At 50.3% G+C, this 18,504-nt stretch carries 15 protein-coding genes and 1 pseudogene; all 16 read left to right on the forward strand.

The features are described from left to right. Positions 1-27 precede the first annotated feature (27 nt). The 16 genes and pseudogenes from cysQ to wecB all read left to right on the forward strand — a co-directional run bounded on the left by cysQ (position 28) and on the right by wecB (position 18,495). Complete coding sequence (gene cysQ / locus Q675_RS24415) at positions 28-795, forward strand: 3'(2'),5'-bisphosphate nucleotidase CysQ (RefSeq protein WP_023010806.1); 768 nt, start codon at positions 28-30, stop codon at positions 793-795. Between the two features lie 3 nt (positions 796-798). Further along, entirely contained in the window at positions 799-1,278 is a 480-nt protein-coding gene (gene rfaH / locus Q675_RS24420; RefSeq protein WP_023010807.1) for a transcription/translation regulatory transformer protein RfaH, read from the forward strand. A 249-nt stretch (positions 1,279-1,527) separates the two neighbouring features. Then, entirely contained in the window at positions 1,528-3,009 is a 1,482-nt protein-coding gene (locus Q675_RS24425) for a capsule assembly Wzi family protein (protein WP_023010808.1), read from the forward strand. Positions 3,010-3,029: 20 nt separating this feature from the next. Further along, the gene (locus Q675_RS24430; RefSeq protein ID WP_023010809.1) at positions 3,030-5,531 is read left to right on the forward strand and encodes an SLBB domain-containing protein; all 2,502 of its coding nucleotides are present in this window, start codon (positions 3,030-3,032) and stop codon (positions 5,529-5,531) included. After that, positions 5,531-6,475, forward strand: coding sequence for a Wzz/FepE/Etk N-terminal domain-containing protein (locus tag Q675_RS24435; RefSeq protein ID WP_023010810.1), 945 nt, complete (start codon positions 5,531-5,533; stop codon positions 6,473-6,475). Before Q675_RS24430 ends, Q675_RS24435 begins: the two co-directional genes overlap by 1 nt. After that, a pseudogene (locus Q675_RS0119095) lies at positions 6,472-6,870 on the forward strand (GDP-mannose 4,6-dehydratase); the annotation flags it as partial. The gene Q675_RS24435 and the pseudogene Q675_RS0119095, both read left to right, overlap by 4 nt. 407 nt (positions 6,871-7,277) lie before the next feature. Next, complete coding sequence (locus Q675_RS38210) at positions 7,278-7,463, forward strand: hypothetical protein (RefSeq protein WP_161629036.1); 186 nt, start codon at positions 7,278-7,280, stop codon at positions 7,461-7,463. A 91-nt stretch (positions 7,464-7,554) separates the two neighbouring features. Then, complete coding sequence (locus Q675_RS24440; RefSeq protein ID WP_023010813.1) at positions 7,555-8,853, forward strand: lipopolysaccharide biosynthesis protein; 1,299 nt, start codon at positions 7,555-7,557, stop codon at positions 8,851-8,853. Continuing rightward, positions 8,837-9,472 carry a class I SAM-dependent methyltransferase gene (locus Q675_RS24445; protein WP_023010814.1) on the forward strand — a complete coding sequence of 212 codons (636 nt, stop codon included), beginning with the start codon at positions 8,837-8,839 and terminating at the stop codon, positions 9,470-9,472. Before Q675_RS24440 ends, Q675_RS24445 begins: the two co-directional genes overlap by 17 nt. A gap of 977 nt (positions 9,473-10,449) precedes the next feature. Further along, complete coding sequence (locus tag Q675_RS24450; protein WP_023010815.1) at positions 10,450-11,637, forward strand: O-antigen ligase family protein; 1,188 nt, start codon at positions 10,450-10,452, stop codon at positions 11,635-11,637. A 36-nt stretch (positions 11,638-11,673) separates the two neighbouring features. Further along, on the forward strand, positions 11,674-12,864 hold the full coding sequence (locus tag Q675_RS37710; protein WP_152525356.1) for a glycosyltransferase family A protein: 1,191 nt from the start codon (positions 11,674-11,676) through the stop codon (positions 12,862-12,864). After that, a complete protein-coding gene (locus Q675_RS24455) occupies positions 12,861-13,988 on the forward strand; it encodes a hypothetical protein (protein WP_023010817.1) in 1,128 nt (375 codons plus the stop codon). The genes Q675_RS37710 and Q675_RS24455 overlap by 4 nt, the downstream gene beginning before the upstream one ends. A 41-nt stretch (positions 13,989-14,029) precedes the next feature. Then, positions 14,030-15,175, forward strand: a complete 1,146-nt coding sequence (locus Q675_RS24460; RefSeq protein ID WP_023010818.1) for a glycosyltransferase family 4 protein — start codon at positions 14,030-14,032, stop codon at positions 15,173-15,175. A gap of 12 nt (positions 15,176-15,187) precedes the next feature. Beyond that, on the forward strand, positions 15,188-16,225 hold the full coding sequence (locus Q675_RS24465; protein ID WP_023010819.1) for a polysaccharide biosynthesis protein: 1,038 nt from the start codon (positions 15,188-15,190) through the stop codon (positions 16,223-16,225). A gap of 3 nt (positions 16,226-16,228) precedes the next feature. Next, positions 16,229-17,347: a UDP-2-acetamido-2,6-beta-L-arabino-hexul-4-ose reductase gene (wbjC, locus tag Q675_RS24470; RefSeq protein ID WP_023010820.1), complete on the forward strand. Its 1,119-nt coding sequence runs from the start codon at positions 16,229-16,231 to the stop codon at positions 17,345-17,347. A gap of 17 nt (positions 17,348-17,364) precedes the next feature. Then, positions 17,365-18,495 (forward strand): non-hydrolyzing UDP-N-acetylglucosamine 2-epimerase, encoded by a 1,131-nt coding sequence (wecB, locus tag Q675_RS24475; protein WP_023010821.1) that lies wholly within the window; start codon positions 17,365-17,367, stop codon positions 18,493-18,495. Positions 18,496-18,504: the final 9 nt, after the last annotated feature.

Below are 18,504 nucleotides of genomic sequence, written 5' to 3' on the forward strand. Positions count from 1 at the left end.
GGATTTGTTCGAAGAGGTAGATATCTGATGCATTACAGCTCCATACTGCCAGATGTGATCAAAATCGCTGATGAAGCCAGCGAAAAAGTACTGCATATCTACCAGTCCGATTTCAAAGTGAGTTATAAGGAAGATCACTCACCCATCACCGCTGCGGACATCGCCAGCCACGACATCATTGTTAAGGGGCTGCGCCAAATCAGCCGGGACATTCCGATACTCTCGGAAGAGGGCGCGGAGATTCCCTGGGAAGAGCGGAAAAAATGGCGCCGGTTCTGGCTGATCGACCCCATCGACGGCACCAAGGATTTTACCCAGCGCACGGGCGAATTCACCGTCAACATTGCCATGATTGAAGACGGCGAGCCTGTAATGGGCGTGGTCACAGCCCCGGCCCTGAAAGAAGCCTTCTGGGGCATAAAGGGTGAGGGTGCTCACATGCGGGACCGCACCGGCCGGGTACACCGCATACGTGTGGCGGAACCCAAAGACACATTGCGAGTGGTCGCCAGCAAAAATCACCTGAACGATGAAACCCGAGCCTTTATTGCAACTCTTGGCGCACACGAAACCGTGCAGGCCGGCAGCTCCCTGAAATTCTGCCGAATTGCCGAAGGCCACGCCGATATTTATCCGCGCATGGGGCCGACCAGTGAATGGGATACTGCTGCCGCACACGCGGTTCTGCTCGCCGCTGGCGGTATGGTACAAACCCCGGAAGGCCAGCCCCTCGTTTACGGAAAGGAAAACATCCTCAACCCCAATTTCATTGCGGCTGGAAACTGGTATTTCTAACCCATGACCTGGTATGCACTACAACACAAGCCGGCTCAGGGCGACCGCGCGGTCCAGCATCTGCAGAACCAAGACATTGCCTGCTTCTACCCGAAAATTGAGGTAGAGAAAATCAAGGCAGGCAAGCGCACTAAAAAGCTGGAGCCCCTGTTTCCTGGTTATGTATTTGTGAACCTGGAGCAAACCGACCCCATGTGGGCGAAGCTTCGCTCGACTCGCGGTGTGCTGCGAATCGTCAGCTTCGCCAACCGACCTGCGCCGATTGACGACGAGGTGATTGCTCACATAAAAAACAGCATGGAAAAAGTGGCGGAGCAGGGCGGCATCAAGCCTGGTCAGCCCATAGAGCTGGACGATGGGCCCTTTAAAGGCATCAACGCTATCTTCCAGGCCTATGATGGCGAGGAGCGGGCCATTGTACTGATTACGTTTATGCAGAAGCAGCAGCAGGTAAAGGTGCCGGTTTCTGTAATCAGGCCCTGAAGAAAGCCAGATGGATAAAGCGCCCAAAATGTGACCTGATTAGCTGCATTTTCTAATCTTTAACAAATGTTTACTGGTCTAACGCCCTGATTGGTCAAGTGTCAGACTTTTTGTCACTTGCGCGTCATACCGCATGCCGTAGAATCGTCATGCTTTTGAAATACTTCATTCATTCCCTGACAAGGAAACCGTTGGGAACTTCCTACCCGCTGTAACCGTTCTATCCTTGTCTAAAGAAAACCAAATCCTATGACCTCAAAACACTGGGCCCTGGTCGGTGGGGCGGTAGCGTGCCTGAACAGCTTTTCCGCGTTAGCGGCACCCTGGCTGGAGCCAGGTGATGCAAGGGCCAGATTTGCCGTGCAAAAATTGGCAGACCGTGGCGAAATGAACCGAGGTGTTACCACCTGGCCGCTTATGTGGAGTGCCGTAGAGAACTCAAGCGGCTCTGCGTCAACGGCGAACGAAGCCTCGACTGCCTTGGCCTCTGCCTATCTTCGCTTTGAGATGGAAGAACAGGCTAGCCCCGGTTTTCGCGGTGAATTCAATCTGAACGCCCAAACCGAAATACCCGGCATTACCGGCTTCGGCTCAAATTCACTGGCAAAAGCAGGCACCAGCGTAAACCTTCAGTGGCAGGGTGAAGCCTGGGCTTTGGGCCTCAAACCAGCCTACGCGCACGACCCGGATGATGATGAAGAACTCCGGCTAGACGGTTCCTACCTGGCGGGCACGCTTGGCAACTGGGTATTCGGAGCCGGTGCCATAGACCGTTGGTGGGGCCCCGGCTGGCAATCCAGCCTGATACTCTCCAACAATGCTCGCCCGATTCCGTCGGTGTGGATGAACCGAAAAGACACTCACGCTCCGGAGAGTTCCTGGTTGGGCTGGATTGGCCCTTGGGACTTTACCGTATTAGCCGGCCAATACGAGAGCGACCGCGCGGTGCCAGATGCGAAGCTGATTGGCATGCGTTTTACCTTCCGCCCGATGGATGGGCTGGATATTGGGCTTTCAAGAGCCATCATGTTTGGTGGGGAAGGGCGGCCCGAAGGAGCCTCCACCATCTGGAATGCCTTGATCGGTAAAGACAACGGCCAATTGGAAGAGAACGACCCAGGCAACCAGATTGCCAGCATAGACGCGCGATACGGGTTTGCTGTTGGCGAGCAAACCATGGGCCTCTATGCCCAGATGATGGGCGAAGATGAAGCCGGCGCCTTCCCAGCGCGAAAATCCTGGCTCTTTGGTGCCGATTGGACAACCAGCCTTCTCAATGGCGATCAACAATGGTTTGCTGAATACGCCAATACCTTGGCTGATGATTTTCTGGGCGATGCCATCCCCAATATCACCTACAATCACAGCCGCTACAGAACCGGTTACCGGCACTACGGCCGCAACATGGCGGCCAGCTTTGATGGCGATGCCGAAGCGGTCACCCTCGGCGGCTATCATTTCATGGATAATGGCAGCAATCTCAGCGCCAAGGTAAGTTATGCGGAACTCAACATAGATGGAACAGGCCGCGTGGTGATACCAAACACCAAGGTGTTCTATACCGTACCGGAAGAGTCTCAAAAGGTTGCCGTTGTGGACCTGGGTTATGGCACTCAGCTCTTCAGCGGATGGCTGGATGTAAATCTCCAGGCAACCGACAAGAAAATCGAATACGTAAGCGGCCAAAAAGACCAATGGTCAGTTGGCGCCAGCTGGACCTATCGTTTCTAAGATAACGGAATACATTACCTGTGAATGTGAAAAAGCTCCTCCTGCCCCTGGCCTTGTTGCTCCCACTCACGGCCACGGCCCAGTCTATTTCCTCAGCACAGATTGAACAGTTCAAACAGTTACCCAGAGCCCAACAGGAGGCCCTGGCGGAACGCTATGGGGTTGATCTGGACAGCCTCGGCTCAGCCAGCCAAGGCGCCAATCAGCGCCCGCAGCAAGTCAATGTGGTTGAGCCCATCAACAGCATTACAGACCAGGAACGCCAACAGGCTCGCGCCAAGCAGCAAGAGGACGAAGAGCAGGCTCAGGCAGAAAAGAATGGCGGATTAAAGCCGTTTGGTTACGACTTGTTCGCGGGCAGTCCCACCACTTTTGCACCGGTTACCGAGATCCCGGTTCCAACGGACTATACCCTGGGGCCCGGGGATGTGTTGCGTGTTCAGCTATGGGGCAAAGAAAACCAAAACCTGGAGCTCCCTATCAGCCGGGACGGCAGTATCAGCTTCCCGGATTCAGGCCCCATGAACCTCGCAGGGTTGAGTTTTGAAGAGGCCCGGCAGCAAATTCGCAAACGCGTTTCAGAGCAGTACATTGGCGTAGAGGCAGCCGTTACCCTGGGCGAGCTCCGCAGCATGCGGGTATTTGTATTGGGTGAAGCCCGTAATCCCGGGTCCTACACGGTCAGCTCACTGTCTACCATCACCAACGCCCTTTACGTCTCCGGTGGTGTGAAACAAAACGGCTCCCTGCGGAACGTACAACACAAACGCAACGGCAAACTCGTAGGCACCCTGGACCTGTACGATCTCCTACTGAAAGGCGACAGCAGCGCTGATAACCGCTTGCAGCCCGGCGACGTTATCTTCATCCCGCCCGTGGGCAAACGAGCCGGTATTGAAGGCGAAGTGTATCGCCCTGCTCTTTATGAACTCGACGGTGAAAACACCCTGGAAGACCTGGTAAGCATGGCTGGTGGCCTTACGCCGCAAGCCTACCCCCAACGCATTAACATCGAACGCACCAACGAAGATTTCCTGCGCATCATTGCAGAAGCCGACTACACCGCCTCAAAAGGTCGAAATGCGACCATTAAGGCGGGCGACCGGGTTCGCATTCCGTCCATTTCGGACATAACCGGCCAATACATAGAAGTAAAAGGCGCAGCCACCCGTGCTGGAAAATTCGCCTGGGTGCCGGGTATGCGTGTGAGCTCAATACTTCAAAGCCTTGACGCAGATCTGATGCCAACGGCCGACAAGCGTTACGCGGCCATTGTAAGAACCGACAGGCAAACAGATTCCATCTCGGTACTCAATCTGCGCCTTCGTGCTGCCATTCAGAAGGCAGGCAGCAACGAAGACCTGCAACTAGAAGAAAAAGACCGCATCCTTATTTTCTCCGACGCCGGAAAAGTGCAGGGTGGTGAGCAAGGCGGCAATTACACCCGTGAAAGCTTGTTTGCGCCCGTTCTGCAGCGTTTAAAAGCCCAGGCGAAACCTGGCGCCCCCCAACAAACCATCCGCATAAGCGGCCCCGTGCGCTACCCGGGCGAGTACCCCATGCCGGCCAGCCGAAGCCTGGCAGATGCAGTGTTCGTAGCTGGCGGCCTGAAGGATTCCGCTTCACTTTACCAGGCCGAGATTGCCCGCTACACGCAGGATGAAAGCGGCATTGGCCAAACTCGCATCCTGAATGTAGATCTGGCGGATGCCATGGCAGGACAAAGCAGCTTTAAGCTGCAGAGCCGAGACACCATCCTGATCAAATCCATTCCGCAGTTCGCCAAAACCCGAACCATTACCCTGGAGGGCGAAGTGCGTTACCCCGGGGAATATACCTTCCGGGAGGGTGAAACCCTGAAAGAAGTTCTGCAGCGGGCCGGTGGCCTGAGCAGCAACGCGTTCCCGGCGGGCGCCATCTTCACCCGTGAAAAGCTCCGCCAACTGGAAGCACAGCGATTGCGCGAAGCCGAAGAGCGCCTGCAAGGGGACCTGTTGGGCGTGCAGCTGCAGGGCGACAGTTTTGGTGGCCAGAACACGGAAAGAGTCCAGCAAGTAGAAGACCTGCTGGAAGACGTACAAAACAGCCGCCCGATTGGCCGCATGGTGATTGATTTGGCCGCGGTGCTAAACGATGAGAGTTACCAGCAAGTACGTCTTCAGGATGGCGACCAGTTGATTGTTCCCACCATTCCGCAATCGGTGTCCGTCTTCGGCGAAGTGCAATTCCCCACCAGCCACCTGCACCAGCCCGGGTTGACGGTGGATGACTACCTGCAGCGTTCCGGCGGCCCCACCCGCCAGGCCGATGAAAACCGGGTGTACGTAGTGAAAGCGGATGGTTCCGTAATGCTCCCCGAACGCAGCCGATGGTTCGGCGGCCGAAGCCAGCAGCTGGAACCGGGCGACACCATCATCATGCCCATAGACGTGGATCGCCTGAACCAGCTGGAACTCTGGACCAACGTAAGCCAGATTGTGTACCAAATGGCCCTGGGCGCCGCAGCAGTGGGTAACCTGTAATGAATCAAACACCAGAACAACCCTACTACCCAGACGACGAAATAGACCTGCGCGAACTCTTCGCCACCCTATGGCGCGGCAAGTGGATAATCATCGCCTTTACCGTGGTATTCGCCGCCGCCGGCGTAGCCTACGCCCTGTACAAGCCCAACATCTACCAGGCCAGCGTACTCCTGGCCCCGGCACAGGATGAAGGCGGCGTAAGTGGCATCAGCGGCCAACTGGGCGGCCTGGCCAGCCTGGCCGGCATCAGCCTGGGTGGTGGCAGCGGTAACCAAACCGTTATGGCCAAAGAAGTGCTGCAATCCCGCGCTTTCCTGACGGACTTTATCCACCGCCACAACCTCACCATCCCTCTCATGGCCACCCAGGCCTGGGATGTTGAAAACGAAAAATGGGTGATCAATCGGGAAGCCTACAACCCAGACACCGGCGAATGGCTGGCGGACGACGACGGCGAAAGCCTGAAACCCACCAACTGGGACATGGTGAAAACGTTCAGAGAAAACCACCTGAGCGTATCCACCGATAAAGAAACCGGAATGGTAACGGTAAACGTAAAGAGCCTCTCGCCGAACGCGGCCAAAGACTGGGCCGAAAAACTCGTGCAAGACATAAACGAACACATGCGCGAGCAAGACGTAAAAGAAGCCGAAGCCCGAATTGAATACCTGGAAGGCAAACTAAGCGAAACCAACATCGCCGGCATGCAGCAAGTGTTCTACCAGCTCATAGAAAGCGAAACCCGCACAGTGATGCTGGCCAACGCCCAGGATGAATACGTATTCAAAACCGTAGACCCGGCTGTAGTGCCCCAAGAGAAAAGTGAACCCAAGCGCGCCTTGATAGCCATAGTCGCCACCATGCTCGGCGGCATGTTGGGTGTATTCGCTGTATTTGTAATGGCCTTTGTCCGTTCCGGGAAAGAAGAAGCAACAAAATGAAACTACTAGTAACTGGCGGCGCGGGTTTCATAGGCTCCGCCGTTATCCGCCACATCATCACTAACACCAACGATGAATTGGTCAACCTCGATAAACTCACCTACGCCGGCAACCTCGAAAGCCTGGCTGAAGTAAGCAGCAACGAACGCTACACCTTCGAGCAAGTAGACATCTGCAACCGCGCCGAACTAGACCGCGTGCTGGCCCAGCACCAGCCAGACGCCATCATGCACCTGGCCGCCGAAAGCCACGTAGACCGCTCCATAGACGGCCCGGCAGACTTTATCGAAACCAACATCGTAGGCACCTACACCCTTTTGGAAGCCACCCGGCAATACTCGCAGGCACTGGAAGCCGAAAAGAAAGCAAACTTCCGCTTTCACCGGACGGATGAATCGATAACCTTTGATATCAAGCTTTCGGGACATGCAGCAAAGCGTAGGTGCATTGAATGCTCACGTGGTGAATCCGGATTACTGCGCAGCCCTGAGCGATCCGACATACGATATGTTGAGGGCATTAACGGCTGGAGACCAGCGTCTGACTCGGTTTATGTGGAGTTTGAGAGCGGAAGAATCGAGTTGTTGTGAGTCAAATGATACAGATATGGATGCATGTAGGGCATTAAAATTATATACGTAGCGCTTGTTTTTAACGCTGAAAATCGCCATGTACCTAATGCCGCGCTGCATTAGCAAATGCAAGCTGGCAAGAATGGATTATTAACTGAAGTGAATTTTCAAAACTCATAGAGTTATATCTGTCAAACATAGCCTATGTTCGCGTTCATTTGGATGACACGGTGCCTGACTACATGCAGGGAATCATCCGCTGTGGCTCCGTTATTTTGGAAGACTCCGAGGGCAATCAACTTAAAGATCATCAAGAGTTGATAGACAATGGCGAATTCCACTCTCGTACAGAGCTCATCGAAAATATAGCCAGAGAGCTTGGTGTTGACGTTTCGAGAGTTGATATAGACGAGTAAATAGTCTTCATAACGGCAAAGGATGCCAACAGCGCAACGCAGTAAGCATCACAAGGAAGTGACTTCTTACACTCCAGACTAAGCCCAAACCTTGATCGCAAAAGTAAAAGCTCTCACCAAAAGCAAATTCGTCCGAAACGTAGCCATAGTCGCCACCGGCACCGCTGGTGCCCAGGCCATTACGGTGGCCTTCGCCCCGTTAATCACCCGGCTCTATGGCCCGGAAGCTTTTGGAATGCTTGGCACCTTTATGGCCATACTGGGCGTGCTCACCCCCGTTGCTGCACTAACATACCCCATCGCCATCGTGTTGCCGAAATCAGACGTAGACGCCATAAGCCTCGCCAAACTGAGTGCAGTGCTGGCGCTGGCCGTCGCGTTGATAACGGCCTTAGTGATGTTAGTAGGCGGCGAGTGGATAGCGCTCGCCCTCAGCCTTGAAGCCGTCGCCGGCTTCTTGCTGCTGATACCGGTTGCCATGGTATTTTCTGCCTACCAGCAAATTCTGACGCAATGGCTGATTCGTAAAAAGCAGTTCAAAATTACCGCCAGAGTCGCGGTTTTTCAGACGCTGGTGGTTAATAGCGCCAAAGCCGGTGTTGGCTGGTTTCATCCAGTGGGTGCCGCGCTTGTAGTTATCACAGTGATAGGCCTGGCCTCTCACGCACTGCTGTTGTGGACCGGAATGAAAGGCCGAACAGAAGCCCATCCACGACCGCAAGACGAACGCACAGGCAGCACACGAGAACTCGCAAAGCACCATCGTGACTTTCCGATGTACCGGGCTCCGCAAGTTGCATTGAATGCTCTGTCGCAAAGTTTGCCTGTCTTAATGTTAGCGAGTTTTTTTGGGCCGGCAGCGGCGGGGTTTTACTCTTTGGGAAAAATGGTGTTGGGTGTACCCGTAACGCTAATTGCTAAGTCTGTTGGTGATGTTTTTTACCCTAGTGTCACCAAAGAAATTAATGCCGGGAGAAGTGTTTTTTGGCTGATAGGTAAAGCAACGCTTGGGCTTGCTGCTATTGGAGCTATCCCGTTTATTTCGTTAATAGCTTTCGGCCCTTGGATATTTTCTTTAATATTTGGTTCTGAGTGGTCAAATGCAGGCGAATATGCACAGTGGCTTGCACTTTGGCTATTTTTTGGTTTCATCAATATACCGAGCGTCGCTGCGGTGCCAGCGCTCGACCTTCAGTCTTGGTTACTTTTTTACGAAATTGTTAGCACGGGCGCAAAATTAATTGCCTTAATGATAGGTTTTTTTGTGTTTGATAGTGACATTGTTGCGGTTGCATTAATGTGTGTGTCAGGTGTTTTTTCTTATTCTTTGTTAATAATGAAAGTATTATCTAAATCACATATTGGTATTCGTTATGAAAAGGCAAGTTGAAAAAGAGCACTATGATTTTTCCAAATACATGAGTAAAAGTCGGTGGTGCAGCATGTGGCACCAGCTTGACGAGGTGTTGAAGCTAGAGCCTAAAACTACACTTGAAATTGGCCCTGGCCCAGGGCTTTTCAAAGCGGTTGCTGCAGGCTTCGGTTTAAAGGTTCAGACACTCGACATTGCTGAAGATCTTAAACCTGATATCGTAGCCTCAGCTACCGACATGCCACTCGAAGATAAGAGTTATGATGTAGTTTGTTCTTTTCAAATGCTGGAACATATCCCTTTCAAAATGAGTCTAGATGCACTTAAAGAGATCGCCAGAGTTTCTGGAAAGCATATAGTGATAAGCCTCCCGGATGCTGAAATACAGTGGTCGTATAGCCTTCATGTTCCCAAGCTAGGTACTAAAACTATCCAGATGAAAAAGCCATTGGTTAAAGCCAAAGAGCATGTTTTTGATGGAGAGCATCATTGGGAAATTAATAAAAAGGGATATGAATTGACCACTGTTCAAGCTGAAATCGAAAAGGCCGTAAGTGGATTCAAGCTCGAGAAAACATACAGAGTTCCTGAAAATCCGTACCACAGATTTTTTGTGTTTACCCGGTATGGCGTGTGAAAACGGTCAAATTTGTGAAACTGTGACAGCCGTAGATTTTAAAAGTTCCTCAAAGCCCAATAACGTCAAACCACCCGAGCAAGTCACCATGAATATCAGCCTACTGTACTTGGACCAAATGGTCAAAAAAACTGCGGAGTAGCGCTCGACCGAGTTATGTGGCAAGGCAGAAAAGGCGGTTAGCCGTGAGTAAGGCGTTTGTGTTTCTGGCAGTCAGAACCCAGCTGGATCTGGATTAAGACGAAGAAGTGCTGGTCTGCATTTATGATGGCTGGATCGATTTTGGCACTGGTGCACTGTACATCTTAGATATTGTGGATGAGCTCTTTCACTTAAAAAGTTATCAGGGTAACTTCAAATGGCTAGAAAATAAAGCAAAAGGACCAGTTCCGAGGGGGAGAGTCATTTTCCGTCGAACTATGCGCAGAAAATACTGTCTGTGCTAAGTACCATTTTTGATCCAAACCAGACCTACAGGCCATCTCGCAGCTGAAAGCAAGAATTGAAGAAATTCGCTCTATTATGGTGAATGAGGGTATTGTTCGCTGTATCGAAATCGTGTTGTGCAATAACGGTTTTCCATTTACCCATTAGGGCCAGGACTGCATAGATAATGGCAACTTTCCGGATTACTTTAATTTCCAATATTTTAACTATGTTGGTTTCGTTGCATTGTCGAAAGGGAGCAAAAAGTTGACAAACACCTGAAATTTTTCGGTTACGGAATAGTGGAAGTTTTCAGCAGTAAATTTTTTGGGCGTTTAAAAGAGTGGTTCGGACGTTTATAAACGGCGCTGAGAAAAGTCAACAAAGCCGTTTCAGTAGCTTGGAATTTTAGAGTCAAAAATGACCTTGCTCGGTTTTTAAAACTTGATCACCAATGCTGAGTGAGTTGACGTTTAAATAAATCCTTGGCTTTAATATTGTTATATGGAGTCTTAATTATCATTAATCTAAGAAAGGGTCAATTATATTCAATGTTCTTGGCCTTTTTTGTCCTAGACATTTTAGTGTTGCCAAAGCTCTTTTTTTCGACTCCTTTTTCATACTATCTATTATTGGTTTTTGTGGTATTTAATGGGAGTTTTAATTATAGGGTTCTGACAAAGTTTTTGATTTTGGTGATTGTTTTGCTGCTGAGTGTGCTTAATGGAGCTATAAGCATATCCGTAGAAAGTTTGGAGAATTTGAAAAGAGCAGCGCAGATGGTTCTTGTCCTTTCTTTATTTTTCTTTGATTGGAAGCTTGTAGATTTTTCTTTGTTATACTTTTCTCTTAGAAATATTTTGTTTGCTTTTTATGTTTATGTGATCAGCCTTTTTATTATTTTTATCGTGGCGCCTGGTGTATACGAAAATGTCATTTTGAGCGTTTACCCCGAAGCTTCATCTATGCTTTCTGTAAATTTAATGTACTCTAGATTTTCCCTCCATTTTACGGATCCAAATTCTCTTGGGTATTTGTTGGTTTTTAGCTTCGTTCTTGTGTTGTCTATAAGGTGTTCTATGGCATTAAAGGCATTCGCATCACTATCAACTATTATTATTATTATCCTTGGAACGCAATCACGAGGCGCGTTGTTGGCTTTTATGTTGGTTGTTCTTGTGCATTGGTTAATAGTGGTAAATAGGAATGATAAGTTTAAGTATCTGGTTTTTACTATATTATGTTTAGCGGCCTTTCTTGCAATTTACATGGAGGCTGTTCAGTTGTATTTTGAGCTTATGGCGCAAAGATCGAAGATAGAGGAAGATATGGGGGCAGGGCTGGGAGGAGGTCGACTCGATAAATGGAGGTATTTTTTTAATAATATTAATATTAATCCGTTTTTTGGTTCGGGTTATTATTTGGAAATGGATGGCCATAAGTTTAAGCCGCATTCTGACTTTATTAGACTAAATCTCTCTTATGGTTTTATTTTTTGTGTTACTTTGCTTTCTTTGTTTGGTCAATTTAAGAAGCGCTTTGTTGTGTTGTGGTTCGCGTTTTTTGTGCCATTTTTAGTTAATACTGTGATTGATGATTTTCGGTTGTTTGGTATTTTTGTTTATAGTTTTATTTTGATTAAGTTTGGAGGTGATTGTGTTTCGAGTCCGAGTCCGAGTCCGAGTCCGAGTCCGAGTCCGAGTCCGAGTCCGAGTCCGAGAAGGTTTTCTTTGTCTTAAGGTGTTATAGGTTCATAGATTAGAGGAGTCGGTATTTTGGAGTTACAATCTCCGGCGATTGTCGTTGTTGCATTTTCACGCCCACATGCGTTGAAACGAGCACTAGCGGCTTTGAACGAGGCATGTTATCGAAGTAATGTTAAGTTGATAATATCAATAGATGGCGGAGCATCTACTGAGGTAGTTTTTATAGCAAAAGAATTTACCTTTGATCATGGAGAAAAGTATGTGTTTGAGCATAAAGAGAATATGGGGCTTAGGGCGCATATCCTAAAATGTGGAGATCTTTCGGAGACCGAAGGTTCGGTAATCATAATTGAGGATGATATTGTAGTAGATAAGTTTTTCCATATATATGCTCAGTCGGCTTTGGCGTTTTACTCTAATGACCAAGCCATAGCCGGGATTTCACTTTATGCACCAGAGTATAACGAGTACGCTGGTTTACCATTTACCCCACTAAAAAGTGAGTATGATACTTATTTCATGAAGGTTCCGTGTTCATGGGGGCAGGCTTGGTCAGCAGACCAGTGGGCGAGGTTTCGTACTTGGCTTAGAGATATTGATGATTCGGAGTTGTTGCTGTCCAAAGAACTGCCATCGTATGTCAAAGCGTGGGGTAATTCTAGTTGGAAGAAGTATTTTGCTTTATATTTAGTCCAGTGCAATAAAAAAATCGTATATCCATATGTTAGTCATTCCACGAATGTTTCTGATGAGGGTGGTTTCCATAATAAATCTGGCTCTAATATTGTGCAAGTTAGTCTACCATTGCAGAATCGTGGGTATCGTGATTATAAGTTTGACCCAAATAATGATAGTTCCATTGTTTACGATTCATTTATGGAAAACTGCTCGGATTTTGTTTTTGATAAAGTTAAGTCGGTTAGTGGGGTGAAGGGATCCTTATGTTTTGATTTTTATGGACTAAAGGGAGCTGAGTTGCTTTCTGAGTTTGACTATTGTGTAACGAGCAAAAAAACACGAGCAAGTATATTGGCCTATAAAGCAGATTATAGGCCTGTAGAGAATAATGTTTTATTAACAAGTGGGGATGTGGTCGGTAATCATTCGTTTGTTTTGACCGAAGTAAGCGCATTGAGATCCAGAAGCTCAAAATATCCCGGCGACACTTTGCTCTATTGGTCCGGATTCAACTTTTTAAGTCGAAGATTTTTTTTGGCTAATATTGTCGGTGTTCTAAGAAAGTTTTGGTCAAAGTTATGAGTTACTTTTTTGTTGGCGCGTTTTCAGATCCGAATTTGCCTGAATTTAGAGGGAGCGCAGCTGGAGCGAAAGTCCAACTCGAAATAATCGATGCTCTGGAAACTAAATTTGGCAAAGGTGAATGCTTTATAATGCCTGAGGTTCCAAGTTGGCCAAGAGGAAGGCTCTTTGTTCCGCCAAGCGTGGATGGAAAGGTTAGATATCTGCCGATTATCAATTTGTTTTTTTTAAAAAAGCCTTTCTTTTTCATGTTGCTTTTCCTGTACTTTGCTAGATTCAGGCCATCTTTGACTTTTCACTATAATGCGAGTATTTCGGGTCAGATTTTCTCATTATTATCAAGGGCTTTCTCAAGTAAAAGTGTTCTGATATTGCAAGACGTTCATTGTGATCCTGGCTTTAGTTTTCCAGTACTTTTTAATCCAAAAAGGTTTCTTGGCTTTATCGATTCGAAGCTGCTTCCGGTTAGCTTTGATTTTTATGTGCCGATTACGGAATCTTGTGTTTTCGACTTTGATTTGCCTGCAACGAGATGTCATGTGTTCTCGGGTGCAGTCTTGACTACGTACCTTCAAGAGTCACAAAGGTACTTAAGAATGCCTCTGGAAGATTTTTCGGTTTTTGCGGGAGCACTTGAGGAATATAATGGCGTTGATATTCTTGTAAAAAGTTGGCCTTCACCCGGCATCCTAGAGCATCGCTTGCATATTTTTGGCGGTGGGTCGTTGGAACCTTTGGTTCGTGAAATGGCAATTAAAAATAATAATATTGTTTTTTATGGATTTTCTCCTCCGGAATTGGTGAGAGATCACGCTTCTCGCGCTAGTTTTAATTTTTGTTTGAGATATTCGAGAGGGCTGAATCAAAGCTACTTTTTTCCGTCAAAATTTTTTGATTTGATTTGTTTTAATGGGATATTAGTCTGCAATAGGTTTCTTAATATTCCGGAAGGATTTGATCCATACTTGGAGTATATTGATGAGGAATTAGAAGGGTTGATCGATATTCTCAAGTCTGATCCGGTAAAGAGTGACCATGCCTGCGACTCTAAGTTTGAATTCTTGGCTGAAAATCATACATGGGTGGGCCTTTTTGATTTCATTTCCGTTAAGTTTAATCTCTAGCGTTTCTATAACATGGTTTTTCATTATTTCGGAGTCTTAGGGTGTCAGTGACAGTTTTAGCTTGTGCGGGCCACTACCTACCTGGCTACAAAGGCGGGGGGCCAATAAAAACCATCAAAAATCTGTTCGATCAGGCAGGCGATAAAGTAACTTTCAAACTCATCACCAGTGACAGAGATCTGGGCGATATAAGCCCGTATACCTCTGTAACGTGCGGTGCTTGGAACAAGGTAGGCAACGCCTCCGTTTTCTACGTCCAACCCGGCAAAACTGGCTACGTACAGATTACCCGGCAGTTGCGTGCTAAAGACTATCACGTCGTTTATCTGAACAGCTTTTTCTCTCCGCGTTTTTCCTTTTTCCCGTTGCTGATCGCTAAGGCGCTTCGACAAAAAGTGGTGCTTGGCCCCCGGGGTGAGTTTTCTGAAGGCGCACTTTCGCTCAAAGCCGCCAAGAAGCGTGCTTTCATAAAAGCGTTCAAGCTGCTTGGATTACACCGTGGCACCGTGTTTCAGGCATCCAGCGATTATGAGGCGGAGGACATTCGCTGGGCTTTGGGGCCGAATGTCGATATTCACGTGGCGGAGGATATTGGGGCGCAGGAGTTTGCAGAACCCCCGGTGCTCCGACAATCTGGGGAGTTTAAAGCCGTTTTTGTCTCTCGTATTTCACCGAAGAAGAACCTGCTGGCAGCCATTGAGATGCTGCGAATGGTTCAGCAACCGCTGATTTACGATATTTATGGGCCCATCGAAGACCAGGCTTATTGGCAAGAGTGTGAGAAAGTGATCGAGGCCTTGCCACCACACGTTCAAGTTCAGCACAAAGGTACGTTGAATCCCGATGAAGTGGTTAAAACGCTAGATAAATATGATGTGTTTTTCTTCCCCACCAAGGGAGAGAACTACGGGCACGTAATAGCGGAAGCGCTTTGCGCTGGGTTGCCCATTGTAATTGCGGACACCACCCCATGGCGCAACCTTCAAAACCTCGGCATCGGCTGGGACCTCCCCCTTAACAATCCCGATGCTTTCAGCGCATTACTCGACGAACTGGCCACAATGCCTGCAGTAGATCATCTACGTATGCGTCAGAACGTACTCACCTGGGCCAAAAACAAATTCTCCCAGCGCGACGCCATAGAAGCCAACATTGCCCTGTTCAAATACGCCTACGAAAAGAAGTAAGGACCACTCCACATGCCCTTCAAGAAGAAAACCCTGTTAATCACCGGCGGCACCGGCTCCTTCGGCAACGCCGTTCTCAACCGCTTCCTGGATACCGACATCGAAGAAATCCGCATCTTCAGCCGGGATGAGAAAAAACAGGATGACATGCGCAAGCGCTACGCCAATCCCAAGCTCAAGTTCTACATTGGTGATGTGCGGGATTACAGCGGCGTTCTGAATGCGACCCGGGGTGTGGATTTCATCTTTCACGCGGCAGCGCTCAAGCAGGTGCCGTCCTGCGAGTTTCACCCCATGGAGGCGGTGAAAACTAACGTCATCGGTACCGAGAACGTGCTGGAAGCGGCCATCCAGAACGAAGTGAAGCGGGTGGTGTGCCTGAGCACCGATAAGGCGGTTTACCCCATCAACGCTATGGGCATTTCCAAAGCGATGATGGAAAAGGTGATGGTGGCCAAGTCCCGCAATGTAGACCCGGAGAAAACCGTCATCTGCGGCACCCGCTACGGCAACGTGATGGCCTCTCGCGGCTCGGTGATTCCGTTGTTTGTGGACCAGATTCGAGCCGGTCAATCGCTCACCATAACCGACCCGAATATGACCCGTTTCATGATGACCCTGGCCGATGCGGTGGACCTGGTGTTGTACGCCTTCGAACACGGCAGCAATGGCGATCTGTTTGTGCAGAAGGCCCCGGCGGCCACCATCGAAACCCTGGCCCGGGCGCTGACGGATCTGGTAGGCAAGCCGGACCACCCCATCAATGTGATTGGCACCCGCCACGGTGAAAAACTGTTTGAAGCCCTACTCAGCCGGGAAGAAATGGCCTGCGCCCAGGATATGGGGGAGTACTATCGCGTTCCACCGGATTTGCGGGATCTGAACTATGGCAAGTTTGTGGAGCAGGGGGAGGAGAAGATCTCCCACACCGAGGATTACAACTCCCACAACACCGAGCGCCTGGATGTGGCCGGCATGCAAACCTTGCTGCGTAAGCTGGAATTCATTCGTGCCCTGGAACGGGGTGAGTATCAAGCCCCGGAGGACTGATTAATGAAAGTACTGGTAACCGGCGCCAACGGTTTTATCGGCAAGAACCTGCAAATGCACCTGCAGGAGAAGGGTGGTTTTGAGGTGGTGCCCTTCACCCGGGAACATACCGAACAAGACCTGCCCGGCTTACTGGAAGGCGTGGACTGGATTGTGCACCTAGCCGGCATCAACCGCCCGCAAGACCCGGCCGAGTTCACCACCGGCAACGCCGGCCTCACCCAGGCTTTATGTAACGCAGTGCGGGCCAGTGGCCGGAGCATTCCAATTATCTATAGCTCGTCGATTCAGGCTGAGCGGGATAACGACTACGGCACCAGCAAGCGTGAGGCGGAAGACGCACTGCTGGTCTTGCACGAAGCCACCGGCAACCCGGTGCACATTTATCGCCTGGCCAATGTGTTCGGCAAATGGGCGCGGCCCAATTACAACTCGGCGGTGGCCACCTTCTGCCACAACATTGCCCGGGATCTGCCGGTACAGATTAATGATCCGGATGCGGTGATCAACCTGGTGTATGTGGACGACGTAATCGTCAGTTTCCTCCGCCTGCTGGGCGGCGAGCCACAGAACGGCCCGTTTGTAGAGGTGGAGCCGGTTTACCAGATTACCGTAGGCGAGCTGGCCAGCCAGCTGAACCGCTTTAAAGCCACCCGGGATAACCTGATTACCGAGCCGGTAGGCACCGGACTGGTGCGGGCGCTGTATTCCACCTACGTTAGCTACCTGCCGCCAGAGCGCTTCACCTACACCGTGCCCCAGCACGGTGACGAGCGCGGGGTGTTTGTGGAAATGCTGAAAACCCCGGATGCCGGCCAGTTCTCCTTCTTCACCGCCCACCCGGGCATCACCCGTGGCGGCCATTACCACCACTCGAAAACCGAGAAGTTTCTGGTGATCAAGGGCAAGGCCTGCTTCCGCTTCCGCCACATGCTCACCGGGGAGTTCTACGAGTTGTTCACGGACGGCGCCAAGCCGGAGATTGTGGAAACCGTACCGGGCTGGACCCACGACATCACCAACGTGGGCGAAGACGAGTTGGTGTGTATGCTCTGGGCCAATGAAATTTTTGACCGGGACAACCCGGATACCTTTGCGTGCCCGGTGGGTACGGAAGCCTGACCGAATCTGGAACTGCCATGAAAAAACTGAAAGTAATGACCGTGGTCGGCACCCGGCCGGAGATTATTCGTTTATCCCGGGTGATGGCCAAGCTGGACGAGTATTGCGAGCACATTCTGGTACACACCGGCCAGAACTACGATTTCGAGCTGAATGAGATCTTCTTCCAGGACCTGGGCATCCGCAAGCCGGACCACTTTCTGAGCGCGGCCGGAGCCAGTGGTGCCGAAACCATCGGCAACGTGATTATCGCGGTGGACAAGGTACTGGCGGACGTTCAGCCCGAAGCCCTACTGGTGCTGGGGGATACCAACAGCTGCATGGCGGTGATTCCCGCCAAGCGCCGCAAGATTCCCACCTTTCACATGGAAGCCGGCAACCGCTGCTTTGACATGCGGGTACCGGAAGAGATCAACCGCCGTATTGTGGACCACACGGCAGACATCAACCTGACCTACAGCACGATTGCCCGGGATTATCTGTTGCGCGAAGGCCTGCTGCCAGACCGGGTGATTAAAACCGGCAGCCCCATGTTTGAAGTGCTGAATCACTTCCGTGAGGGCATTGAGGCGTCTGATGTTCTGGGCCGTCTTGGGCTTGAGGAGGGCAAGTTCTTTGTGGTGAGTGCTCACCGGGAAGAGAACGTGGATTCCGACCGTAACTTCCTGGCGCTGGTGGATACCTTGAACGCCGTGGCCGAGCAATACGGATACCCGGTGATTGTCTCCACCCACCCCCGCACCCAGAAGCGCGTAGATGCCATGGGTGTGCAGTTCCACGACAACGTGCGCCTGCTGAAACCGCTGGGCTTCAAGGATTACAACAAGCTGCAGCTGAGCGCCAAGGCAGTGTTGTCTGACAGCGGCACCATTAACGAAGAAGCCTCCATCCTCAACTTCCCGGCCCTGAACATTCGCGAAGCCCACGAACGCCCCGAAGGCATGGAAGAAACTGCCGCCATGATGGTAGGCCTGAGCACCGAACGTGTGCTGCAGGGCCTGGCCATTCTGGAAAGCCAGGGCCGGGGTGATGAACGCTCCATGCGGCTGGTGGCAGACTACAGCATGCCGAACGTGGCGGAGAAGGTGGTGCGGATAATCCACAGTTATCGGGATTATGTGATGCAGACGGTTTGGAAGCAGTATTGAGGGATTTCT

Source organism: Marinobacter sp. EN3 (assembly GCF_000475315.1).
GTDB lineage: Bacteria > Pseudomonadota > Gammaproteobacteria > Pseudomonadales > Oleiphilaceae > Marinobacter > Marinobacter nauticus.